Annotated in this window: 23 protein-coding genes; 18 read left to right on the forward strand and 5 right to left on the reverse strand. The window is 67.0% G+C overall.

All coding sequences use genetic code 11. The features are described 5' to 3' along the window. Positions 1–225: 225 nt before the first annotated feature. The 11 genes from OCH239_RS13270 to OCH239_RS13320 all read left to right on the forward strand — a co-directional run bounded on the left by OCH239_RS13270 (position 226) and on the right by OCH239_RS13320 (position 12,935). Entirely contained in the window at positions 226–555 is a 330-nt protein-coding gene (locus OCH239_RS13270) for a PilZ domain-containing protein (RefSeq protein ID WP_037263510.1), read from the forward strand. A gap of 620 nt (positions 556–1,175) precedes the next feature. Then, a complete protein-coding gene (locus tag OCH239_RS13275) occupies positions 1,176–1,490 on the forward strand; it encodes a hypothetical protein (protein WP_037263513.1) in 315 nt (104 codons plus the stop codon). 238 nt (positions 1,491–1,728) lie between these two features. Further along, positions 1,729–2,565 (forward strand): cytochrome c family protein, encoded by an 837-nt coding sequence (locus OCH239_RS13280; protein WP_051489464.1) that lies wholly within the window; start codon positions 1,729–1,731, stop codon positions 2,563–2,565. Between the two features lie 203 nt (positions 2,566–2,768). Continuing rightward, the gene (locus OCH239_RS13285) at positions 2,769–3,689 is read left to right on the forward strand and encodes a LysR family transcriptional regulator (protein WP_157577872.1); all 921 of its coding nucleotides are present in this window, start codon (positions 2,769–2,771) and stop codon (positions 3,687–3,689) included. 131 nt (positions 3,690–3,820) lie between these two features. Next, positions 3,821–4,885 (forward strand): multiple monosaccharide ABC transporter substrate-binding protein, encoded by a 1,065-nt coding sequence (chvE, locus tag OCH239_RS13290; RefSeq protein WP_037263516.1) that lies wholly within the window; start codon positions 3,821–3,823, stop codon positions 4,883–4,885. Positions 4,886–4,971: 86 nt separating this feature from the next. Then, a complete protein-coding gene (gene mmsA, locus OCH239_RS13295) occupies positions 4,972–6,507 on the forward strand; it encodes a multiple monosaccharide ABC transporter ATP-binding protein (RefSeq protein WP_037263519.1) in 1,536 nt (511 codons plus the stop codon). Next, positions 6,504–7,712, forward strand: a complete 1,209-nt coding sequence (gene mmsB, locus OCH239_RS13300) for a multiple monosaccharide ABC transporter permease (protein WP_037263521.1) — start codon at positions 6,504–6,506, stop codon at positions 7,710–7,712. Before mmsA ends, mmsB begins: the two co-directional genes overlap by 4 nt. Before the next feature lie 81 nt (positions 7,713–7,793). Continuing rightward, a complete protein-coding gene (araD, locus tag OCH239_RS13305) occupies positions 7,794–9,536 on the forward strand; it encodes an L-arabinonate dehydratase (RefSeq protein WP_037263523.1) in 1,743 nt (580 codons plus the stop codon). Continuing rightward, positions 9,523–10,449 carry a Gfo/Idh/MocA family protein gene (locus OCH239_RS13310; protein WP_037263526.1) on the forward strand — a complete coding sequence of 309 codons (927 nt, stop codon included), beginning with the start codon at positions 9,523–9,525 and terminating at the stop codon, positions 10,447–10,449. The genes araD and OCH239_RS13310 overlap by 14 nt, the downstream gene beginning before the upstream one ends. A 16-nt stretch (positions 10,450–10,465) precedes the next feature. Next, positions 10,466–11,383, forward strand: a complete 918-nt coding sequence (locus tag OCH239_RS13315) for a dihydrodipicolinate synthase family protein (protein WP_037263529.1) — start codon at positions 10,466–10,468, stop codon at positions 11,381–11,383. Positions 11,384–11,420: 37 nt separating this feature from the next. Next, complete coding sequence (locus tag OCH239_RS13320; protein ID WP_037263532.1) at positions 11,421–12,935, forward strand: aldehyde dehydrogenase (NADP(+)); 1,515 nt, start codon at positions 11,421–11,423, stop codon at positions 12,933–12,935. A gap of 39 nt (positions 12,936–12,974) precedes the next feature. Here OCH239_RS13320 and OCH239_RS13325 read toward each other — a convergent pair whose 3' ends face one another. Then, complete coding sequence (locus tag OCH239_RS13325) at positions 12,975–15,011, reverse strand: NADH:flavin oxidoreductase (protein WP_037263533.1); 2,037 nt, start codon at positions 15,009–15,011, stop codon at positions 12,975–12,977. An 820-nt stretch (positions 15,012–15,831) separates the two neighbouring features. Here OCH239_RS13325 and OCH239_RS13330 point away from each other — a divergent pair. The 3 genes from OCH239_RS13330 (at position 15,832) to OCH239_RS13340 (ending at position 17,209) form a co-directional block, all read left to right on the forward strand. Then, complete coding sequence (locus OCH239_RS13330) at positions 15,832–16,239, forward strand: H-NS histone family protein (protein WP_341871948.1); 408 nt, start codon at positions 15,832–15,834, stop codon at positions 16,237–16,239. Positions 16,240–16,439: 200 nt separating this feature from the next. Next, positions 16,440–16,724 carry an acylphosphatase gene (locus OCH239_RS13335; RefSeq protein ID WP_162149998.1) on the forward strand — a complete coding sequence of 95 codons (285 nt, stop codon included), beginning with the start codon at positions 16,440–16,442 and terminating at the stop codon, positions 16,722–16,724. Between the two features lie 128 nt (positions 16,725–16,852). Beyond that, a complete protein-coding gene (locus tag OCH239_RS13340) occupies positions 16,853–17,209 on the forward strand; it encodes a hypothetical protein (protein WP_037263539.1) in 357 nt (118 codons plus the stop codon). A gap of 1 nt (position 17,210) precedes the next feature. On the opposite strand, the gene OCH239_RS13345 is transcribed toward OCH239_RS13340, so the two are convergent. Next, positions 17,211–17,975: an alpha/beta fold hydrolase gene (locus tag OCH239_RS13345; RefSeq protein ID WP_037263542.1), complete on the reverse strand. Its 765-nt coding sequence runs from the start codon at positions 17,973–17,975 to the stop codon at positions 17,211–17,213. 78 nt (positions 17,976–18,053) lie between these two features. On the opposite strand from OCH239_RS13345, the gene OCH239_RS13350 reads away from it, so the two are divergent. After that, positions 18,054–18,428, forward strand: coding sequence for a hypothetical protein (locus OCH239_RS13350; RefSeq protein ID WP_037263545.1), 375 nt, complete (start codon positions 18,054–18,056; stop codon positions 18,426–18,428). A gap of 89 nt (positions 18,429–18,517) precedes the next feature. Here the strand turns inward: OCH239_RS13350 and glyA are convergent, their stop codons facing one another. Continuing rightward, positions 18,518–19,810, reverse strand: coding sequence for a serine hydroxymethyltransferase (glyA, locus tag OCH239_RS13355; protein ID WP_037263548.1), 1,293 nt, complete (start codon positions 19,808–19,810; stop codon positions 18,518–18,520). A gap of 240 nt (positions 19,811–20,050) precedes the next feature. Here glyA and OCH239_RS13360 point away from each other — a divergent pair, with 240 nt between their 5' ends. From OCH239_RS13360 to OCH239_RS13370, 3 genes are read left to right on the forward strand one after another with little or no spacing between them, the layout of a single operon-like run. Next, complete coding sequence (locus tag OCH239_RS13360) at positions 20,051–20,812, forward strand: NAD kinase (RefSeq protein ID WP_037263551.1); 762 nt, start codon at positions 20,051–20,053, stop codon at positions 20,810–20,812. A gap of 60 nt (positions 20,813–20,872) precedes the next feature. Beyond that, positions 20,873–21,562: a DUF4396 domain-containing protein gene (locus tag OCH239_RS13365; RefSeq protein ID WP_051489467.1), complete on the forward strand. Its 690-nt coding sequence runs from the start codon at positions 20,873–20,875 to the stop codon at positions 21,560–21,562. 34 nt (positions 21,563–21,596) lie between these two features. Continuing rightward, positions 21,597–22,094 carry a DUF421 domain-containing protein gene (locus OCH239_RS13370; RefSeq protein WP_037263554.1) on the forward strand — a complete coding sequence of 166 codons (498 nt, stop codon included), beginning with the start codon at positions 21,597–21,599 and terminating at the stop codon, positions 22,092–22,094. Between the two features lie 316 nt (positions 22,095–22,410). On the opposite strand, the gene OCH239_RS13375 is transcribed toward OCH239_RS13370, so the two are convergent. Both OCH239_RS13375 and OCH239_RS22695 read right to left on the reverse strand, forming a co-directional pair. Further along, positions 22,411–23,277, reverse strand: a complete 867-nt coding sequence (locus OCH239_RS13375; RefSeq protein WP_157577873.1) for a hypothetical protein — start codon at positions 23,275–23,277, stop codon at positions 22,411–22,413. A gap of 59 nt (positions 23,278–23,336) precedes the next feature. Further along, a complete protein-coding gene (locus OCH239_RS22695) occupies positions 23,337–23,720 on the reverse strand; it encodes a hypothetical protein (RefSeq protein WP_157577874.1) in 384 nt (127 codons plus the stop codon). Between the last annotated feature and the right edge of the window lie 28 nt (positions 23,721–23,748).

Raw genomic sequence — 23,748 nt, forward strand, 5'->3', positions numbered from 1 at the left:
CGTGTCCGTTTCGGCGCGGCGTTTCCGGATCGGGTCCCTGCACCCGCAGCTTCCGGGTCCCGCCATGCCGTGCCGGCCATCGCGATCCCCCTGAGAGGCGAGCGGCCCGGGGCGATATCCTCCATGCGTCTCAAATGCAGCCGAGAATGTCCGGCGCGCATCTCGGGCCTTAGGCTTTCCCTAAACCGGCCGAGATAAGGCGGGCCGTGTCTATGGAGACGTGACATGCGCTACCGCGAACACCGCTACCCCAGCGACCGGCTCGTGAGGATCGCCCACGGCCCCGATGTCGAGCCCGCCGAGCTCGCCAATATCAGCGCCACCGGCGCGCGGGTGAAAGGTCCGGCCTCGCTCGCCCCGGGCCAGCGGGTCAGCCTCTGCCAGCGAGACATCCAGATCCAGGCGGAGGTGGTCTGGTCGGACGGCAGGCAGACGGGCATGGTCTTCCTGAAAAGGTTGAGCCCGGCCGAGCTGCAGGCGGTCTCGGGAACCCTGGGCCGCCCGTCCGGGCCCGGCGGCCGCTGGGACAATCACGGGTTTCGCGAACTCGAATGACCGCAGCGCCGGCATGCCGCCGGCCAGCCCCTCATCGCATCCCGCGGCCCGGGGAGACGGCCCGCCTCCCTGCCCGCGGGTCAGGCGACCGCGCCGCGCGCGCTCCTTATGCAGGGCCGCTCCCCCCAGGGACAGCCCGGCCGATGTGACGAGACCGGGGCAGTTGACGGCCCGATCCCGCAGGCTGACACGAATTGTGACACGTCCGCATCCTGCCCGCGACTTCACCTCCGACAACCTGCCTCTATGTTAGGCATCCGGGATGGCGAAGCATCTCGGGCGTATTCCAAGCCTCGGCAGAGCATGCGACTGAACGGCAGCCCCCGGACGCGACCAACTCAACCATTTGCAGGAACAGGTTTATTCTCGTGGCCCGCTCCCACGACCAGCAGGGAATGCCCTTCCCTCCGGACAGGGCAGGCCTAAACGAATTCACCTCATGGTAGCGTTGCCCCGCCAAAATTATCCAATAAAGCGATTTGAGCGATTAATCGCCGGTCGTTTTGATCGTCAGATTTTTGCCACATTTGCGTCCCAAAAGTGGCGGCTATAAGAACTGCATTAACCGACCGCTTTTTACCGAAGCTTTTTAGTCCAACGCCTTGGCGCGGAGTTTAACCATGTTTGACATCAAGACTTTGAAATCCGACGCGGCATTGGTGGCGTCCGCCCCCAGATCCACGCTCGCCTCCCCCGTGCTGCTCGAGGCAGTGACGCACCTTCTCGATGTGCCGGGTCCGAACCGCTCGGCCTGCATGGCGCGGCGGCTCCGCCAGACCGAGTTCGAGGAGTTCCAGTCGCTCTGCCGCGCCCTTCTTGGATCGCCGGCGAAAAACGACTGCGATCTTCTGCGGCTGCAGCTTTATGCGGACATCGTCCACGAAGCCCTCGACGACCAGAGCCGGTCCTACAGCGCATCCCTCGCCGCCGAGTGAGGGCATTCCGCCCCGGGCGATGCCGCCCGGGGCGCGGGACCGTTTCGCACCGAGTCCGACGCTGCTGTCGGGCCGCGCTCAATGTCATGGCAATTCCAACCTTCCGCCAAACGCTTCGAGAGCAATAACCCTCGCGCGCGCCGAATTCCGGAAAGCAAAAGACGCCTGGACCGCGGAAAAATGCTATTCTGCAACGTTGCCGAGAGAAGGAATCGGCAACTCATTTGCGGAGTGACAGATGAAGTCATTTTTTGCATGCGCCGCCGCATTTTCGGCGGCAGCCGGGATTGCGTGCGCGGCCCCTCCTGAAGAGAGGGGCGAATACCTCGTCCGCGGCATCATGGGGTGCGGCAATTGCCACACGCCGCTCGGGCCGAACGGCTTTCTCATGGAGCAGGAATTCGCCGGGCGTCTCGTGGAGGATTCGGAGCCCTTCACCGCCTACGCCCCGAACATCACCCCGGCCGGCGCCATCGCCGAGTGGTCGGACGAGGAGCTTGGCCGCGCGATCCGCGAGGGCATCCGGCCCGACGGCAGCCTGATCGGACCGCCGATGCCCTTCTCGGCCTATCGCCACATCTCGGACGACGATCTCGCGGCGATCGTAGCATTCCTGCGCACGGTCGAGCCGATCGAGGCCGAGCTCCCGAAATCCGAGTACCGGATCGAGCTGCCCCCGGCCTACGGCCCGCCCGTCGAGAATGTCAGCGCCCCCGATCCCGGCGTCACCGAGGAATACGGCGAATACCTCGCCATGGGTCTGGCCCATTGCATGGAGTGCCACACCCCGATGACCCCCACCGGCCCCGATTACGCCACCCGGCTCGGCGCCGGCGGCTTCGAGTTCAACGGCCCCTGGGGCACCTCGGTCGCCTCCAATCTCACCGATCACGCCGACGGGCTTTCGGGGTACAGCGACGACGAGGTGAAGGCGATGATCACGCAAGGCGTCCGGCCCGACGGTACGCAGATGCTTCCGCCGATGCCCTATCCCTACCTCGCGCAGATGAGCGGCGACGATCTCGATGCGATCGTGCTCTACCTGCGCAGCCTGCCCGGTCTGCCGAACGGGTGACCATCGCGCCGGGGTCCCGAATGCGGCTCCCCGGCGCACCCGACCCTTGAAGATCGGGCCGGCATGGCGCGATATGCGCGGACAACATATCACCGCACGTCCCCCATGCCGAACGACGGGAAGCCCCCGGAAGGAGGTCCCCCTTGCCTCAGGCGAAACCGCCGCGCCGAACGCACGGCGCCCTCATCCGCCGGAGCGTGAAGATGACCCAGCTGGAGCTCATCACCGCCCTTGCGGATACCGGCCAGATCCTCGCCGCCGCCGAACGGGTCGGCATGACCCAGCCCGCCGCCTCGCGTCTGCTCGCCCAGTTGCAGGATTCGGTCGGCACCCCGCTCTTCGAACGGCACCCGCGCGGCGTGAAGCTCACCGAAGCCGGGGACATCCTCGCCCGGGGCGCGGCGCGGATGCTGAACGATCTCGACCTCACGCAGGAGCGCATCGCGCAGACCGTTCAGGGCGCCAGCGGCTTCGCCCGGATCGGATCGGTCACCGGCCCGTCGCTGCAATGGCTCCTACCGGTCGTGCGCGAGCTTCGTGACGAGCTGCCCGGGATCGAGCTCGTGATCCATGTCGAGACCTCGGCCAAGCTCGCGCGGTCGCTCCTCTCGCGCGAGCTCGACTTCTATATCGGCCGCGTGCCCGAGGGCGCCGACAGCCGGCCCTTCCTCTTCGAGCCGCTGCGGACCGAGCCGATCTCGCTGCTCGTGCGGCAGGATCACCCCCTGACCCGGCTCGAGGCGCCGACGCTGGACGATTGCCTGCGTTACGAATGGGTCATGCAGCCTTCGGGCGGCCTGCTGCGCCAGACCATCGAGAGCTACCTCATCTCGCAGGGATACCGCGCGCCGGAGCGGGTGCTCGGGACGACCTCGATCCTCTTCACCCTCGCCTTCGTGCAGGATGCCGACGCCGTCGCGCCGGTGGCGAGCGCGGTCGCCGATTTCTACACGCGCGAGACGCATCTCGGCGGCAGGCTCGAGATCCTCGACGTTGCGCCGGACCTGCAGGTCGAGACCTACGGCCTCGTCCGCCGGGCGCAGGACGAATTGCCTCCCGCAGCCGAACATGTCCACACCCGGCTGCTCGAGATGAGCGCCGATCCGGACGGGCCGCCGACATAACAATCCGGCATATCACTCGGCAATATTGGCATTTGAAGCGAATATCCAGTCGGGCGATGAATGGGGTCGCAACCGGACCCGCCGTGCTTTGCCGCGTCGGGCTAAAGGCTTTGCGACCCAGGGAGGATACAATGACATTCACGAGACGCGCCTTCGGCGCCACGGCCCTCGTTGCACTGATGGCGCTGCCCGCCGCGGCGCAGGACAACGGCACCATCGGCATCGCGATGCCCACGAAATCATCGGCCCGCTGGATCGCCGACGGCGAGAACATGGTGAAGCAGTTCGAGGAAGCGGGCTACGCCACGGACCTCCAATATGCCGAGGACGACATCCCGAACCAGCTCGCCCAGATCGAGAACATGATCACCAAGGGCGTCGATGCCCTCGTGATCGCGGCGATCGACGGCACGACCCTGACCAACGCGCTGGCGAATGCCGCGGCGATGGACATCCCGGTCGTCGCCTACGACCGCCTCATCCGCGACAGCGAGAACGTCGACTACTACGCCACCTTCGACAACTTCCAGGTCGGCGTGCAGCAGGCCGAGACGCTGGTCGAGGGCCTGAAGGAGCGCTTCCCGGACCAGGAGACCTGGAACGTCGAGCTCTTCGGCGGCTCGCCCGACGACAACAACGCCTACTTCTTCTACGACGGCGCGATGAGCGTGCTGCAGCCGATGATCGACGACGGCTCGATCAACGTGGTGTCGGGCCAGATGGGCATGGACACGGTCGGCACGCTGCGCTGGGACGGCTCGGTCGCTCAGTCGCGGATGGATAACCTCCTCTCGGCCAACTACACCGACCAGCGCGTGCACGGCGTGCTCTCGCCCTATGACGGCCTCTCGATCGGCATCATCTCGTCGCTGAAGGGCGTCGGCTACGGCTCGGGCGACATGGAGATGCCCATCGTCACCGGTCAGGACGCCGAGATCCCGTCGATCAAGGCGATCCGCCGCGGCGAGCAGTACTCGACGATCTTCAAGGACACCCGCGAGCTGGCAGAGGTCACCGTCGGTATGGTCGACGCGCTCCTGCAGGGCGGCGAGCCCGAGATCAACGACACCGAGACCTACGACAACGGCGTGAAGGTGGTCCCGTCCTACCTGCTCGAGCCGGTGCCGGTAACCGAAGAGAACATCAACGAGGTTCTCGTCGATTCGGGCTACTACGAGGAATCCCAGCTCAACTGAGCCGGCCCCTCGCGGCCGCGGGCACCGCCCCGCGGCCGCACATGCTCCCCGGTCAGGGGAGCCCCCTCATTCACTGGAGACGACCGATGGCGACCATCCTCGAGATGCGCGACATCACCAAGGAATTCCCGGGCGTGAAGGCGCTCGACCGGGTGAACCTCTCCGTCGAGGAAGGCGAGATCCACGCCCTCGTCGGCGAGAACGGCGCGGGCAAGTCGACCCTGATGAAGGTGCTCTCGGGCGTCTACCCCCACGGCAGCTACGACGGGGAGATCCTCCTCGACGGCACCGAGATGCAGTTCCGCGGCATCCGCGACAGCGAGGCGCGCGGCATCATCATCATCCACCAGGAACTCGCGCTGATCCCGCTCCTGGCCGTGGCCGAAAACATCTTTCTCGGCAACGAACGCGCCCATCGGGGCCTGATCAACTGGCGCGAGACCGAAAGACGCGCCGCGGACCTTCTCGCCCGCGTCGGCCTCAAGGAAAGCCCCAAGACCACCGTCGCGGATCTCGGCCTCGGCAAGCAGCAGCTGGTGGAGATCGCCAAGGCGCTCTCGAAGGACGTGCGCCTCCTGATCCTCGACGAGCCGACCTCCTCGCTCAACGAACAGGACAGCGAGAAGCTGCTCGAGCTGCTGACAGAGTTCCGCAAGCAGGGGGTGACGTCGATCCTCATTAGCCACAAGCTCAACGAGATCAGCCGCGTCGCCGACACGATCACCGTCCTGCGCGACGGCTCGACCGTGGCCCGGCTCGACTGCAAGGACGGCATCAGCGAGGACGACATCATCCGCGACATGGTCGGGCGCTCGCTCGACGACCGCTACCCCGAACGCGAGCCCAAGGTCTCGGACGAGGTGGCCATGGAAGTCTCGAACTGGACCGTGCACCACCCGATCCAGACCGATCGCAAGGTGGTGGACGACGTGTCCTTCCACGTCCGCCGCGGCGAGGTGCTGGGCATCGCGGGGCTGATGGGCGCAGGGAGGACCGAGCTTGCCATGTCGCTCTTCGGCCGCTCCTACGGCCGCGACATCAGCGGCAGCGCGAAAATCGGCGGCCGCGAAGCGGACCTCTCGTCCGTGCGCAGCGCGATCAACGCGGGCCTCGCCTACGCCACCGAGGACCGCAAGACCTACGGACTCGTTCTCGGCGACACGATCCGCCGCAACGTGCCGCTCGCCAAGCTCGACGCCATCGCCGACGGCCTCGTCGTCAACAGGCACCGCGAAGGCGACGTCGCCGAGAAGTACCGCGACCGTCTCGCCATCAAGTCGAGCAGCATCGAGCAGGAGACGATCAACCTCTCGGGCGGCAACCAGCAGAAGGTCGTCCTGTCGAAATGGCTCTTCGCCGATCCGGACATCCTGATCCTCGACGAGCCGACGCGTGGCATCGATGTCGGCGCGAAGTTCGAGATCTACACCGTCATCCGTGACCTCGCCGCCTCCGGCAAGGCCATCATCGTCATCTCGTCGGAGATGCCCGAGCTTCTCGGCATCACCGACCGTCTCTACGTCATGAACGAAGGCCGCTTCGTGGGCGAGATGCCCACCGCCGAAGCCAGCCAGGAAAAGATCATGGCGCGCATCATCAAGTCGGGGAACCGAGCCGCATGAGCAACATCGTGGACAGCACCGCCCAGGCGCCCGCCGGGCAGCAGGCCCGCGCGAGCCTGAAGTTCCTGAAAAATCACCTGCGGGAATACGGCATCCTCTTCGCCCTCATCGCGATCATGGTGTTCTTCCAGATCGCGACGGGGGGGATCCTCCTCAAGCCGGTGAACATCACCAACCTCGTGCTCCAGAACTCCTACATCGTCATCATGGCGATCGGGATGCTGCTGGTGATCGTCGCGGGGCATATCGACCTCTCGGTCGGCTCGGTTCTTGGCTTCATCGGGGCGCTCGCGGCGGTGATGATCGTGAACTGGGGCGTGCCCTACCTCATCGCCGGCATCCTCTGCCTCATCGTCGGGGCGATGATCGGCGCGGCGCAGGGCTTCTGGGTCGCCTATTTCCGCATCCCCTCCTTCATCGTGACGCTGGCGGGCATGCTGGTCTTCAAGGGCCTGACGCTCTGGCTCCTCGCCGGGCAATCGGTCGGCCCCTTCCCGCCGCAATTCCAGCTGATCTCCTCGGGCTTCCTGCCCGACCCGTTCGGCGTCGACGGCTTCAACCTGATGTCGCTGCTGATCGGCGTCGGCGTGGCGCTCGCCCTCGCAATCTTCCTGGTCCGCGGCCGCGCGCAGGCCGCCAAGACCGGCGCGGTCGACGAACCCTTCGCCTTCTTCGCGGCCAAGACTGCCATCATCGTCATCGGCATCGTCTGGATGAGCTGGCTGATGGCCGATTTCCGCGGGCTGCCGAACGTCTTCATCGTCATGGCGCTCCTGATCGCGATCTACAGCTTCGTCACCAGCCGCACGACGATCGGCCGCCGCATCTACGCCATCGGCGGCAACGAGAAGGCGGCGAGCCTCTCGGGCATCAACTCCAAGCGCCTGACCTTCCTGACCTTCGCCAACATGGGGATGCTGGCCGCGCTCGCGGGCCTCGTCTTCGCCGCGCGCCTCAACACCGCGACGCCCAAGGCGGGCGCGACCTTCGAGCTCGACGTGATCGCGGCGGTCTTCATCGGCGGCGCGTCGATGGCGGGCGGCGTCGGCACCGTGGTCGGCGCGGTGGTCGGAGCCTTCATCATGGGCGTGATGAACAACGGCATGTCCATCCTCGGGATCGGCATCGACTACCAGCAGGTCATCAAGGGGCTTGTGCTCCTCGCCGCGGTGATCTTCGACGTGATGAACAAGCAGAAGAGCTGACGCTTCCGTCATCGGCACCAAAACTGACCCGGCGGCGGCGGGCCGCCGGGTCGCACAGACTTTGACCTTCGAGGCACGGACATGACGTTCCAACCGGCAGACTGGCCCCGCAAGCTGCGCAGCCAGGAATGGTACGGCGGCACCAGCCGCGACGCGATCTACCACCGCGGCTGGCTCAAGAACCAGGGCTACCCCCACGACCTCTTCGACGGCCGGCCGGTGATCGGGATCATGAACACCTGGTCCGAGCTCACCCCCTGCAACGGCCACCTGCGCGAGCTTGCCGAAAAGGTGAAGGCCGGGATCTGGGAGGCCGGGGGCTTTCCGCTCGAAGTGCCGGTCTTCTCGGCTTCCGAGAACACGTTCCGCCCCTCCGCGATGATGTACCGCAACCTCGCGGCGATGGCGGTCGAGGAGGCGATGCGCAACCAGCCCATCGACGGCGCGGTTCTGCTGGTGGGCTGCGACAAGACCACGCCGAGCCTCATCATGGGCGCGGCCTCGACCGACATCCCCTCCATCGTGGTGACCGGCGGGCCAATGCTGAACGGCTGGTTCCGGGGCGAGCGCCTCGGCTCGGGCACGGCGCTCTGGCAGATGTCCGAGGACATCAAGGCCGGGAAGATGACGCAGGAGGAGTTCCTCGAAGCCGAGCAGGCGATGTCCCGCTCCTCGGGAACCTGCAACACCATGGGCACCGCCTCGACCATGGCCTCGATGGCCGAGGCGCTCGGCATGGCGCTCTCGGGAAATGCGGCGATTCCGGCGGTCGACGCGCGGCGGCGGGTCATGGCGCAGCTCTCTGGCCGGCGCATCGTGCAGATGGTCAAGGACGACCTCAAACCTTCCGACGTGCTGACCAAAGAAGCCTTCGAGAACGCGATCCGCACCAACGGCGCCATCGGCGGCTCGACCAACGCGGTGATCCACGTGCTCGCGATCGCGGGCCGCGTCGGTGTCGACATCTCTCTCGATGACTGGGACCGGCTCGGGCGAGACGTGCCGACGGTGGTGAACCTCATGCCCTCGGGCAAGTACCTGATGGAGGAGTTCTTCTATGCCGGCGGGCTTCCCGTCGTGCTGAAGCGCCTCGGCGAGGCGGGCATGCTCAACCGGGATGCGCTCACCGTCTCGGGCGGGACGATCTGGGAGGAGGTGAAGGACGCCGTGAACTGGAACGAGGACGTGATCCGCCCCGCGGACAAGGCCCTCGCCGCCTCGGGCGGAATCGCGGTCCTGCGCGGCAATCTCGCGCCCGGCGGCGCGGTCCTGAAACCCTCGGCGGCGAACCCGGACCTCATGCAGCATCGCGGCCGCGCGGTGGTCTTCGAGGATATAGATGACTACAAGGCGCGCATCGGCAACGAGGATCTCGACATCGACGAGAGCTGCATCATGGTGCTCAAGAATTGCGGCCCCAAGGGCTATCCAGGCATGTCCGAGGTCGGGAACATGGGCCTTCCGCCCAAGGTCCTGCGCCGCGGCATCACCGACATGATCCGCATCTCCGACGCGCGCATGTCGGGCACCGCCTACGGCACCGTGATCCTGCACACCTCGCCCGAGGCGGCGGTCGGCGGCCCCCTCGCCGTGGTGCGCTCGGGCGACATGATCGAGGTGGACGTGCCCGGACGGCGCCTCCATCTCGACATCCCGGACGAGGAACTGCAGTCCCGCCTCGCCGCCTGGCAGAGCGCGGTGACGCCGCCCGAGAGCGGCTATGCCCGCCTCTTCCACGACCATGTCGAGCAGGCTGATACCGGCGCCGATTTCGACTTCCTCAAGGGATGCCGCGGACGGGAGGTGCCTCGTGACAGCCACTGACATCGCCATCGTCGGCGTGGGCAAGATCGCCCGCGACCAGCACATTCCCAGCATCGCCGCCGATCCCGGCTTCACGCTCGCGGCCACGGTCAGCCGCTCGGGCGGCGTGGACGGCACCGAGAACCACGAGACGCTCGACGCCCTGCTCGAGGCGCGCCCGGACATCCCGGCGGTGTCGCTCTGCATGCCCCCAGTGCCACGCTACGAGGCCGCCCGCGCGGCCATCGCGGCGGGTCGCCACGTGATGCTCGAGAAGCCCCCCGGCGCCACCGTGGCCGAGGTCTTCGCGCTCGAGCGCCTCGCGCGCGAGGCGGGCGTCACGCTCTTCGCCACGTGGCATTCGCGCCATGCCGCAGGCGTCGCCGCGGCGAAGGACTGGCTCGCGGACAAGAATATCCGCCGCCTGCGCGTCGACTGGAAGGAGGACGTGCGCAAGTGGCACCCCGGTCAGGCCTGGATCTGGGAGCCGGGCGGGCTCGGCGTCTTCGATCCCGGCATCAACGCGCTCTCCATCGTGACCGAGATCATGCCGGTGCCGCTGCATCTCTCCGCCGCCGAGCTGTCCTTTCCCGAAAACCGCGACACCCCCATCGCGGCGGATCTGACCTTCGCGGGCCCCGGCGACATCGACGCCACGGCGACCTTCGACTGGCGTCAGGAAGGCGGCGAGATCTGGCAGATCGAGATCGAGACCGATGCAGGCACGCTGAAACTCACCGAAGGCGGCGACCGCCTCTTCATCGACGGTGCGGAGCAGGAAGTCGCCAACGCCGGCGAGTACCCCGAACTCTACCGCCGCTTCGCCCACCTCATCGACACCGGCGCCTCCGACGTCGACCCCGCCCCCCTCATCCATGTCGCGGATGCCTTCCTGCTGGGCCGGCGGATCGTCACCGCGCCCTTCCACGACTGACCCCCGGGAGAACACCATGGTAGCCACACGGATGACCGGCAGCTGGCCGGTCGCCCCGACCCCGTTCCACGACGACGGCAGCCTCGACGAGGCTGGCATGGCACGGGTGCTCGATTGCATCGTCGACAGCGGCGCCGACGGCGTCTGCATCCTCGCCAACTTCTCCGAGCAGTTCCTGCTGAGCGACGACGAGCGCGAGACCCTGACGAAGCTCTGCCTGCGCCATCTCGGCGGGCGCATCCCCGCGATCGTCACGATATCGCATTACGCGACCGACGTGGCGGTGGCGCGGGCGCAGCTCGCCAAGGATCTCGGCGCCCGCGCGGTGATGCTGATGGCGCCCTACCATGGCGCGCTGATGAAGGGCACGCCCCAGCAGACCTTCGAGCAGATGCAGCGCGTCGGCGAGGTCGGCATCCCGATCATGATCCAGGACGCGCCGCTCTCCGGCGTCGAGCTGCCCGTCGACCTCCTCGTACGCATGGCGCGCGAGATCGAGATGGTGCAGCACTTCAAGATCGAATGCCCGGGCGCGGCCACAAAACTGCGCGCGCTCATCGAGCAGGGCGGCGAGCATATCGTCAGCCCCCTCGACGGCGAGGAAGGCATCACCCAGCTTGCCGACCTCGACGCGGGCGCAACCGGCACCATGTGCTCTGCCATGATCCCCGAATGGATCGGCCGGGTCGTCCTGCCCCACGCACAGGGCAACCGGGACGCCGCCGTCGAGACCTACGCGAAGATCCTCCCGGCGGTGAACCACGAGAACCGGCAATGCGGGTTCCGCGCGGCCAAGGCGGCGATGGTGGAGGGCGGCGTGATCCGCTCGGACTTCTGCCGCCACCCGGTGCCGCCCCTGCCCGCACCCACGCGGGACGAGCTGATCGGCCTCCTGAGGCCGCTCGACCCCGTATCGATGCGCTGGGGCCGCTGAGGCCCAGCCGACACAAACGGAACAGACGAGAGACACCATGACCCACAGCATCACCGGCAAGCACCTGATCGGAGGCGACTGGATCTCCGGAACCTCGACCTTCCGCACGAGCCCCGCATCGGGCGATCCGCTCGAGATCTCGGCGGGCGACGCCGCGCTCGTGGACAAGGCGGTTCAGGCCGCAGAGGCCGCGTTCGACGCCTATGCCGCCACCAGCCGCGAGGCCCGCGCCGCCTTCCTCGACGCCATCGCCGAGGAACTCGAGGCCCGCGTCGACGACATCACCCCAATGGCCATGGCCGAGACCGCCCTGCCCGAACCGCGCATCCGCTCGGTCGAGCTGCCGCGCACCGCCAACCAGATGCGCCTCTTCGCCACCCATATCCGCAAGGGCGACTACCTCGACCTGCGGCACGATCCCGCCATGCCCGACCGGCAGCCCATGCCGCGCCCGGACCTGCGCATGGTCCAGCGCCCGATCGGCCCGGTCGCCGTCTTCGGCGCCTCGAACTTCCCCCTCGCCTTCTCGACCGCCGGCGGCGACACCGCCGCGGCGCTCGCGGCGGGCTGCCCCGTCGTCGTCAAGGCGCACGAGGCCCATGCCGGCACCTGCGAGCTCACCGCCTCGGCGATCCAGGCCGCGGCCGAGCGCACCGGGATGCCGACGGGCGTCTTCAACCAGGTCCAAGGCGGCTCGCTCGAGGTCGGTCAGGCGCTCGTCCAACATCCGCTGATCAAGGCGGTCGGCTTCACCGGCTCCTACAAGGGCGGCAAGGCGCTCTACGATCTCTGCGCCCAGCGCGACGAGCCGATCCCGTTCTTCGGCGAGATGGGCTCGATCAACCCGATGTTCCTGCTGCCCGAGGCCGTCAGCGCCCGCGCGGCGGATCTCGGTGAAGGCTGGGCCGCCTCGCTCACCATGGGCGTCGGCCAGTTCTGCACCAATCCGGGCATCGCCGTGGTGCTCGGCGGCTCCGAAGCCGACACCTTCCGCGACGCGGCCCGCGCCAAGCTCTCCGAGACCGGCCCGCAAACAATGCTCACCGACGGCATCGCGGCCGCCTATCGCGGCGGCGCCGAGGCGCTCGCGGGACGTCCGGGCGTGACCGAAGTCGTCACCTCCGAGCCGAAGGACCGCGAGGCGACCCCGTTCCTCTTCGAGACCGACGCAAAGAGCTTCCTCGAAGACGAGACCCTGCGCCAGGAGGTCTTCGGCCCGCTCGGCCTGATCGTCCGCGCATCCTCGGTCGAGGAGATGGCCGAGATCGCCCGCGCCATGGAAGGCCAGCTCACGGTCACGCTGCACATGGACGACGGCGACATCGAAACGGCCCGCAAGCTGGTGCCGCTGCTCGAGCGCAAGGCGGGCCGCATCCTCGCCAACGGCTTCCCGACAGGGGTCGAGGTGGCGGATGCCATGGTGCATGGCGGCCCCTGGCCGGCCTCGTCGAACTTCGGCGCGACGAGCGTCGGGACGCTGGCGATCCGCCGCTTCCTGCGCCCGGTCTGCTACCAGAACCTGCCAGAGATGCTGGTGCCCGAAACCGCCTGACCAACCCTGCCGCCGCCGGACCCCGGCGGCGGCGTTCCCTCAAAGCACCCGAACGAGGCGCAGCGCGTCGTAGATCGCCGCATGGGTGTTCCGCGCCGCGACCGCATCGCCGATCCGGAAGAGCTGGTAGCGCCCCTCGGGATTGCGCACCACGCTCTGGGCTTCGCCCGCAACCAGCGCCTCGTGATCGACCTCCCCGAGGTTCGACGATCCCTCCCGCAGCTCGAAATAGAGATCGTCGAGCGGCCGCGTGCCGTGGTTCACCACCACCTGGTCCACATGCCGCTCGCGCCGCATCGCGCCGTAATCGCTCCCGAGCACCGCCCGCAGCCCGTTGCCGTCCCGCTCCACCGCATCGAGCCGCCATGTCGGCGTGAAGGTCACGTCGAGGCTCTGCAGGATCCGCAGCGACGGCGTGAGAGACATCGACATCACCTCCGAGACGATGTTGCGGTCGCGGGTCACGATCTCGACCCGCGCGCCCGCCTCGGCGATCTTCTCGGCCGCCTGCAGCGCCGGGTAGTCGCCGGCATCGTCGTAGATCAGCACATTGGCCCCCGGCGCCACGTCGCCCGACAGGATGTCCCAGGCCGACACGACAAGCTCGTCCCCGTCGACCAGCACCTCGGTATGCGCCATCCCGCCCGTCGCCACGATCACCGCATCCGGCGCGTCAGCCAGCACGTCGGACGCGTCGGCGAAGCTGTTGAAGCGGAACGTCACCCCACCCCGCTCGCATTCCGCCATCCGCCAGTCGACGATCTGCATCATCTCGCGCCGCCGCGGCGTCTGCGCGGTCAGGCGGATCTGGCCGCCGGGATCGCTCGCGGCCTCGTGCAGGATCACCTCGTGCCCGCGAGCCGCCGCGACCCGCGCCGCCTCGAGCCCCGCCGGCCCGGCCCCGACCACCGTGATCCGGCGCGGCGCCTCCGCCCGGCCGATCACGTGCGGCTGCTCGAGTTCCCGCCCGGTCGACGGGTTGTGGATGCAGAGCGCCATGCCGCCCTGGTAGATCCGGTCAAGGCAGTAATTGGCCCCGACGCAGGGCCGGATGCGGTCCTCCTCTCCGCGCAGGATCTTGGCGACGAGATGCGGGTCCGCCATGTGCGCGCGGGTCATGCCCACGAGGTCGAGCTTGCCGCTGGCGATGGCATGGCGGGCGGTCGCGACGTCCTGGATCTTGGCGGCGTGAAAGGTGGGAAACTCCGTCGCCGCGCGGATTTCTCCGGCGAAGTCGAGATGCGGCGCCGATTTCATGCCCTGCACCGGGATCACGTCGGTCAGGCCCGCATCGGTGTCGATATGTCCCCGAACGACGTTCAGGAAATCAACCATGCCGGACGCCTTGAGCCGCTGCGAGATCTCGATCCCGTCGGCATTGGTCAGCCCGCCCGGCAGGTCTTCGTCGCCCGAATAGCGGATGCCGACGATGAACTCGTCGCCCACCCTCTCGCGGATCGCCCGCAGCGTGTCGAAGGTGAAGCGCAGCCGCCCGTCCAGATCGCCGCCATACGCACCGTCGAGCGAATTGGTCAGCGGCGACCAGAACTGGTCCATCAGGTGCCCGTAGGCCTGCAGCTCGATCCCGTCGAGGCCCGCATCCCGCATCCGCTCGGCCGCATCTGCGTAATCCTCGATGATCCGCGCGATGTCCCAGTCCTCGGCCTTCTTCGGGAACGCCTTGTGCGACGCCTCGCGCTCCTGCCCGGGCGAGACGACAGGCAGCCAGTCGCCCTTGTCCCACCGCGTGCGGCGGCCAAGATGCGTCAGCTGGATCATCACCGCGCACCCGTGCTCGTGACATTCGTCCGTCAGCTCCCGCATCCAGCCGACGACCTCGTCCTTCCAGGCGAGGATATTGTTGAACACGGGCGGGCTGTCGCGCGACACGCTCGCCGAGCCCGCGGTCATCGTCAGCCCGACGCCCGCGCGCGCCCGCTCGGCATGATAGGCCCGGTAGCGCTCCTTCGGCATGCCGTCCTCGGGATAGGCCGGCTCGTGCGACGAGATCATCAGCCGGTTCTTCAGCGTCAGGTGCTTGAGCCTATAGGGCTGGAGGAGCGGATCGGTGGGCATGACGGCCTTCCTGTCGTTCTGTGTCGGACCGCCCCGAGACATCTCCCGCCGCAGACGGCCGCTCCTTGCGGCGTCCCGTCAGGGGGCGGCGGTCCCTCTCGCGGCATGGACGCGATGCAGGGCCCGGCCCCCTGCTCGCAACGTCTTCAGTTCCACACGAAAACCGGACCCTCCGCACGTCCCGTTTCCGACTCCCGCCAAGCCGAAGGCGACGTCACAGACGAGAATTCAAACCCGTCCCGCAACCGCAACACCACGCTCAGCGGCCGAGACGGTGCGACACCTCCCGGAATACCGGTGTGGATCTCGCCCTGCTCCACCACCCGAAAGGTTGCCACCAGCAAGCCGCCGCGGAAACGTGGCCGCCAAAGACTCAATTGGGGAGCCACTCTCAATCCCAAAGCGCAAGACATTCTGCGGATACACTCTGTCACCCAGCGTCCCGCTCAGCGACTTTCCGCTGACTGTTTCGTGAAACACCGAATGGCTTTCGTGATCTCCACACCAGGAAACCCGTGCAAATCCTCCCCTTTTCGGACCTCAAAACCGGCAGCACATGGCTATTCCCAAACGCCCCGCACCCCCGCTTCTTTCAAACCCACAGAACGCAAGTCACTATTACATTTAAAAAAAATCTTCATACCCATACTCTATAGAACCAGAACCTGACCGCTCCCGGTCCCTCCAAAGACGACCTCAAGCCACCCCATCCCGTCGCTATCTCCCCCGGCCTAATTAACGAATTCACCCCGCCAGACATTAACGCGCCTCTTGAAAGTACCTTGCGGCCGCGAATATTAAGGAGCAAAGCGACCGCGCAATGGTCGCGGTGGCGACCTGGCCGAAATTTTTCCGAACAGGATCATTTCGAGCCAAATCAACCGAGCGGAGAAAAGAAAAAATGACCACAATCGACGTCAGCGCCCTTTCGAAAGACGAGCTCCTGAAGCTGAGAAAGGACCTCGACAAGGCGATCGAGAACTACGACCGCCGGCAGCGGAAGGAAGCCCTGGCGGCCGCCGAAGCGAAGGCGCGCGAGATGGGCTTCAGCCTTGCGGAACTGACCGGCGGCAGCGCCGGTGCGGAGAAGGGAACCGTAAACCCGCCGAAATACCAGCACCCCGAGAATCCCGAACTCACCTGGACCGGTCGCGGCCGGCAGCCTGCCTGGATCAAGGAACGCCTGGCGGAGGGCAAATCGCTCGACGCCTTCCTGATCGCCAAGTGATCACCGCAAGGCGGTCGCGCACAGCATCGCGTCTCTCGATAACCTGACCCGTCTGCAATCGTCAGCCTCGGCACCGAGGCTGACGCCGCGGCCGCGGTATTCCGGACAAGGCGGCAGGAACGGCCCGGGGAATGCCGCGTTGGCTGTCCGAAGGCCCCGGGCGCATCCCGGGGCACAATGACAGAGAGAAAGAGGACGACATGGCAGAGAACGCGATCCGCGCGACGGTGACGGGCAATGTGCAGGGCGTTTCGTTCCGGGATTACGTGAAATCGCAGGGCGCCGACCGCCACGTGCGCGGCTGGGTCCGCAACACCGATGGCGGCAGCGTCGAGGCGGTCCTCGCCGGCGAGGCGCTCGATCTCGAGGGCATGGTGCAGGCGCTGCATGACGGCCCGGACGGCGCAAAGGTCGAGGACGTGAAGACCGAGGCGGCCGACACCAGCGAGGTTCTCGGCTGCAAGGATATAGAAATCCGCGATTGATTGCGGCCAATTGGCCGGCGCCAATTGAAAACTCCGCCAGTTCGCGTCATTCTTGACCCATCGGCAGTGCAGCCGGGGGTCAAGGAGCGCCAAAAGCTCCCGCCCGGCGTGGAGATAGGGACAGGCGGATGAGAGCAATTCCCATGATTGCGGCGATCGCCGTGATGGCGGTCGCATCGTGCGGACAGCGCGAGTCGGTGACGCGCAAATCGAGTTACATGGCCCCGAGTTTCGCGAACGGCCCGCTGAAAAGCGCGTGCCTGCGCAGCGACCGGGCGCAGCGGAACCCGCAGCTTTGTGGCTGCATCCAGGCGGTCGCGGACCGCTCGCTCTCCAATTCGGAGCAGAGTCTCGCGGTCACCTTCTTCAGCGATCCCCACCGCGCGCAGGAGATCCGCCAATCGGATCGTCCCAATCACGAGCGCATGTGGACGAACTACAAGGCCTTCGTGAGCCGCGCCGAGCGCAGCTGCCGCGGCCTCTGATCTAGCCCGCGTCGAGGAACGCCCGGACCGAAGCCTCGAATTCGCGGGGCTTTTCGGCGTGGAGCCAATGGCCCGCGCCGGGCAGCTTCGCGAAGCGGGCCTTGGGGAAGAGTTCGCGGATCGCGCCCCGATGCTCGGGCGCGACATAGTCGCTCTCCTCCCCGGACAGAAACAGCGCGGGCCGTTCGAACGTCCCGCCGATCTGCGGCCAGCCGAGGATCTTCGGCATCTGGTCGGCGAGCACGTCGAGGTTCAGCAGCCACTTCTTCTCCGATGCGTCGAGCGATTGGGTGAAGAAGCTCTGCAGCGTCTTGTCCGGCACAGTCTGCTTCAACTGCTCGGCGGCGTCCGAGCGTTTCTCGACCTTCGACAGATCGACGCCCCGCATCGCCTCGATGAATTCCATCTGGCTGTGGCCGTAGGCGACGGGCGCGATATCCGCGACGACGAGGCGCCGCACCTTCTCGGGATGCGCGAGAGCGAGCGCCATCGCCGCCTTCCCGCCCATCGAATGGCCGACGACGTCCGCCGGAGCGTCGAGCGTGTCGATCACCTCCGCGAGGTCCCCGGCAAGATCGGGATAGCCGTGCTCCTCGGACCAGGGCGACTGTCCGTGGTTGCGCATGTCGACGGCGATCACCTCGCCGCGGTCCGCCAGGCGCTTGGCGATGACGCCCCAGTTCCGGCCCGAGCCGAACAGACCGTGGGCGATGAGGACGGGCGCGGCCTCGGTCGGCGCGCCGTGACGGATGGTGTTGAGCTTCATGTCTCACGGCATAGCGCGCTGGACAGCCCGCTTCCAGAGGGGGCTTGCAGCGCGGCGCGGCAAAGATAGCGTGGCCCCATGAGTTTCGAGACGGATCTGAGGACAGGCGGCGAGCGGCTCGAGGCGCTCGCCGCCGAAAAGCTGGGCCGCACGCGCGGCAGCCTCGCCCGCCGCGCGGCGCGTGCGGGCCGCGATCTGCCGCGCGGCGTCCGGCGCGACCTCGCCATCGTGGCCGAGGCGCTCCATCTCTCCGACCACCCGCGGCTGCGGTGCCGGATCGACGAGCCCGGAACCCGCGCGGCCCTCACCCGCAGCGAGGCGCATCTCGCCGGGATCGACGCCGCGGACCGCCGGTGGGGCCGCATCCTCGGGCTTCTGACGGTGATCGCCTTCAACCTCCTGGTGGTCGCGACCGGCCTGCTGATCCTCCTGCGCTGGCGCGGTCTCGTCTGAGCCGCGATGCGCCAATGGCGCGCGCGCACGAAAAACCCCGGCAGAGAAACCTCTGCCGGGGTCCATCCCTGCCGATGCGGGATAGCCGCTCAGAGCGTCGCGTAGATCGGGAAGCGCGAGAGCATCTCGGCGACTTCACCCTTCACCTTGTCCTCGACCGCGCCGTTCTCCTCGCCGTTCGAGGCGAGACCGTCCACCACCTCGACGATCCAGTCCGCGATCTGGCGGAACTCCTCCTCGCCGAAGCCGCGGGTGGTGCCCGCGGGCGTGCCGAGGCGGATGCCGCTCGTCACGGTCGGCTTCTCGGGATCGAACGGCACGCCGTTCTTGTTGCAGGTGATATGCGCCCGCCCGAGCGAGGCCTCGGTCGCGTTGCCCTTCACGCCCTTGGGCCGCAGGTCGACAAGCACGAGATGGCTGTCGGTGCCGCCCGTGACGGTGCCGAGCCCGCCCTCGATCAGCCGGTCGGACAGCGCCTGTGCGTTTTTGATGACCTGCGCCTGGTAGGTCTTGAACTCGGGGCGCAGCGCCTCGCCGAAGGCGACGGCCTTGGCGGCGATCACGTGCATCAGCGGCCCGCCCTGGATGCCCGGGAAGATCGCCGAGTTGACCTTCTTGGCGATCTCGGCGTCGTCGGTGAGGATCATCCCGCCCCGCGGTCCGCGCAGCGTCTTGTGCGTGGTCGTCGTCGCGACATGCGCATGCGGGAAGGGCGACGGGTAATGCCCCGACGCAACGAGGCCCGCGAAATGGGCCATGTCGACGAGGAGATAGGCGCCGACGCTGTCCGCGATCTCGCGCATCTTCGCAAAGTCGATGATCCGCGGGATGGCCGACCCGCCCGCGATCAGCATCTTCGGCTGATGCTCCTTCGCGAGCTCCGCGATCTGGTCGTAGTCGATCCGGTTGTCGTCCTGCCGCACGCCATACTGGACCGCGTTGAACCACTTGCCCGACTGGTTCGGCGCGGCGCCGTGGGTGAGGTGGCCGCCGGCGTCGAGGCTCATGCCGAGGATGGTGTCGCCGGGCTTCAGGAGCGCGGTGAAGACGCCCTGGTTCGCCTGGCTGCCCGAGTTCGGCTGCACGTTGGCGTAGCCGCAGCCGAAGAGCTGCTTGGCGCGGTCGCGGGCGAGATCCTCGGCCACGTCGACCCACTGGCAGCCGCCGTAATAGCGCCGTCCGGGATAGCCCTCGGCGTATTTGTTGGTCATCACCGACCCTTGCGCCTCCATCACGGCGCGCGAGACGATGTTCTCGGACGCGATGAGCTCGATCTCGTCGCGCTGGCGGCCGAGCTCGCCGGTGATGGCGGCGAAGAGCTCGGGGTCGCGGTAAGACAGCTCTTCGGTGAAGAATCCGTCGTCGCGGTGAGGTGCGTTCATGTCGGGGCCTCCCGGGGCTGCTGCGGACGGGCGTCCGGCGGGGTGACCCCGACGCGGCGCCATGTGTTTCCGATCGGAAACTAGCGGATCTGTACGAGCTGTAAATCGCGCAAGACGACGCAAGGCAAGGGGAATGCGACGCATCGCGCGGACCTGTCACGGGGATCGCTGGCAACCCGGGGAAACTTGTGCTTGTTTCGGAACCATCGCGCCACGGACAGGAAACGGCCCGCCCCTCGCATGACGCTCCGCATCGCCTTCACCGCGTCGTCCGCGCCGCTGGCCCAGTCCGCCCTCGAGACCCTGACCCGTCGCTACGGCGATCATGCCGAACGGGGCGCCGACGTGATCGTCGCGCTCGGCGGCGACGGCTTCATGCTCGCGACGCTGCACCGCACGCAGGAGCTCTCCGCGCCGGTCTACGGCATGAACCGCGGCACGGTCGGCTTCCTGATGAACGAATATGCCGAGCACGACCTGCCCGAACGGCTGGCGGCGGCAGAGGAGGCGCTGCTCAACCCTCTCTCCATGCGGGCCGAGACGGTCGACGGCGAGATCCGCGAGGCGCTCGCCATCAACGAGGTCTCGCTCCTGCGGCAGGGCCCGCAGGCGGCGCGGCTGCGCATCAGCGTCGACGGACGCCTGCGGATGTCCGAGCTCGTCTGCGACGGCGCGCTGGTCGCGACGCCCGCGGGCTCGACCGCCTACAATTACTCGGCACACGGTCCGATCCTGCCCATCGGGGCGGACGTGCTGGCGCTGACGGCGATGTCGGCCTTCCGCCCGCGGCGCTGGCGCGGCGCTCTCCTGCCGAAGACGGCCGAGGTGCGCATCGAGGTCCTGAACCCCGCCAAGCGCCCCGTCATGGCCGAGGCGGATTCGCGCTCGGTGCGGGACGTCGCGAACGTCGTCATCCGCTCCGAGCCGAACGTCGCGCACGGGGTGCTCTTCGATCCGGGCCACGGCCTCGAGGAACGCCTGATCCGCGAGCAGTTCGTCTGAGGCGCCCCGGCGCATAATTCGACGCAGGAACCCGCGCCGCCGCGGTCCCGTTGGCCCCGCATGGACGGTCTGCGCGCATTCCTCGACTCCCCCCTCTTCCTGGGGCTCTGGATCGCGACGATGCTCCCCTGCCTGCTCTGGACCATCCGCGACCTCCGCACCAGGAACGCGCATCTGATGAGCCTGATGAAGCTCGTCTGGGCGCTCACCGTCTTCTATTCCGGCCCCATCGGACTCCTCGTCTACCGCTGGTCGGGCCGGAAGGAGATCGCCGACGACACCCTCGCGCGGCGCGGCTTCCGCTCGGTTGCGCATTGCTACTCGGGCTGCGGCATGGGCGAGATCGTCGGCGTCATCGTCGCCGCCGGCCTCCTGTCGCTGGCCTCGATCTGGGTCTCGGCGATCACTTTCGCGCTCGCCTACGTCTTCGGCTTCGCCCTCACCGTCGGGCCCATGGTGCAGGGCGGCACGCCCTGGCGCGAGGCGCTGCGCGACGCCGCCATCGCCGAGACGCCCTCGATCACGGTGATGGAGGTCACGGCCATCGGCGTCAGCCTCTGGCTTGCCTCGGGCGCCGGGATGGGCGAGGTGCGGTTCTGGACCTCGTTGATCGTGTCGCTCTCCTGCGGGCTCTTCGCGGCCTGGCCGGTGAACGTCGCGCTGATCCGCTTCGGCGTGAAGGAGGGGATGATGGACCCCCGTCACACCCATCACGGCTCCGGAGGCGAGGGGCACGACGCCCACGCCTGACGGCCCGCCGGACTATCAAAAAAGGACACCAGACATGACCTGGGCCGATGCGGGCGAGATCTTCCTGCGCATATTCCTCCTGATGGGGGTGGTGATCGCCATGAGCCGTGTCTTCGGCCTGCGCTCCTTCTCCAAGCTCTCGGGCTTCGACTTCGCGGTGACGGTGGCGATGGGCTCGGTCGTGGCGAGCGGGATCACCGCCCTCGACAAGAGCCCCTGGATCCCCGCCGTGGCGCTTCTGGCGATCTTCGTCTGGCAGATGCTGGTCGCCCCGCTGCGCACGCATTTCCGCACCGCCGAGGACGCCATCGACAACCATCCGCTCATGGTGATGGAGAACGGAGACATCCTCGAGGCGAACCTGCACAAGGCCAGCATGACCCGCGCCGACCTCTGGGCCAAGCTCCGCGACGCCAATGTCGGAGACCTCTCCCGCGTCCAGGCCGCCGTCGTTGAAGTCACCGGCGTCTTCACCGTCCTCCACGGCCACGAGAAGATCTCCGACGAACTCCTCGACGGCGTCCGCCGCTAGGCCTCCTTAAAGGCGTCGCGAGAGCCGCCCACCACCCACCTTGGCGCGGGGCGACCAGCCCCATGCCGCGTTCGTCCGGGGCTCCGCCCGCTCGCGCCTGAAAAGGTCCACCGGACCTTTTCCGCGACGCCGCTCGCCCCTCCCCAGGGAAGGCGCATCGCCGATGCCACCTGTAGCGGAAACCTCCGCCGGGGCTTCAGAGATAAACCGCCGCAGCTGACCCGGATCAAAGCTCCCACCCAAGGCTCGGGCACGGCATTCTTTGCGCCACTCATTTGCACGTAATGGCCGTTCCACATACACCTCCGAACACCCGCTAGACGTCGCGTGCGTCCGGTAGAGTTGGGCGATATTCGATCTTGGCTTCGGGAGCCGGCTCGGCATTCTGACTATCACTCGACCACTCGCGATAGTTCTCTAGCGTCAGATCGGACAGTTCGAACCCGAAGAAATGCGAGGACGCAAACGCAAGTCCTGCTATGAAAGGCAGGCTGCAGACCGTCGTACCCAAAGCCTCCATCGCCTTGATCTTGAACCGACCATTGAGCGTCTTCGAACGTGCGATCCGCAAGTCTGATTCCAGCTTCGCCACATCAGCATTCAACGCTTCTATCGCGCGCGTCAGAGCGTCAATCTTCATTTGCTTGGTCTGATCCGTCCTCACGATCCGGGCGACCGAACGAAAATGCTCCGGAAGAGCATGAAGGTGCTGTAATTCCTCCGGCAAATCGTTCGCCGGAGCCTCGCGCAGATAGGCGCGAATGGCCCGCTCAGTCTGATCGGCGGCGCCCTCGGCAGTGATTAGCGTCATCTTCGGGTTTTCAAGAAGCTTACGGACATGGGTCGCCAAACGTTGCGCGTCTAGGTCGGGAACGCTTGCGGGGCGCTCATCCCGCATCTCGTCCTCAATCTCGCCGATCCGCTTCGCTACCTTCTGTGGAGCATCTTCGCCGGTCCAATCCTTGTCCTCGACTTCGGTTGCGATCCGCCGTTGAAATTCAAGCTCTAAAGGCTTGCCCTCGAAGGCTGCGCGGTACCAACGCGTCCAGAAATCGAAAGCACCACCTAATTTCTCAAGTTCGGCCTTCACAACGCCCGGCCCACCCATCCCGTCCGGGAGGCCCGACGATCTCCATAAAGGCGTGGAGAACATGTCTTCGGGTGGTTTTTCCGCGTCTTCCAAACATGTGGCGATCGCCTCCTTTTCCGTTGCGATCCAGCCTTGTTGTCTAGAGAGCCATCTCAGAGAGCTGAATGCAGTAGCCGCGAAGTCGCAGGTGACACCGGTCTTCTGAGCGATGCCAAGATGCAAAGATGCAAAGAGGGATCCGCGCCGTGGACTTCGGTCGAAGCGTCGCAGATCTTGGCGGCGTTCTCGGCATGATGCTCGAATGGTGTGCCGGGAACCGAGACGGCGGCTGCCACGTAGGCATCCAAGGTCATGCGAAGCGTGTTCAGAGCGCGCGAAGGAGCGTGGCTCGTTCCATCTAAGGTATCGAGAGAATTGATGTACGTTACATAGTCCGGCCACACACGCAGAGCTGCGCGCACGGCGAATGCAACACAGGTCTCATCGGATTTCTGCCTGAGTATATCTCGAACGTCGCTGTCGATGTTCTCCGCCACGCGCACCCCACCTTGACCGTCTCCGCCC

The organism is Roseivivax halodurans JCM 10272, from assembly GCF_000521785.1.
GTDB lineage: Bacteria > Pseudomonadota > Alphaproteobacteria > Rhodobacterales > Rhodobacteraceae > Roseivivax > Roseivivax halodurans.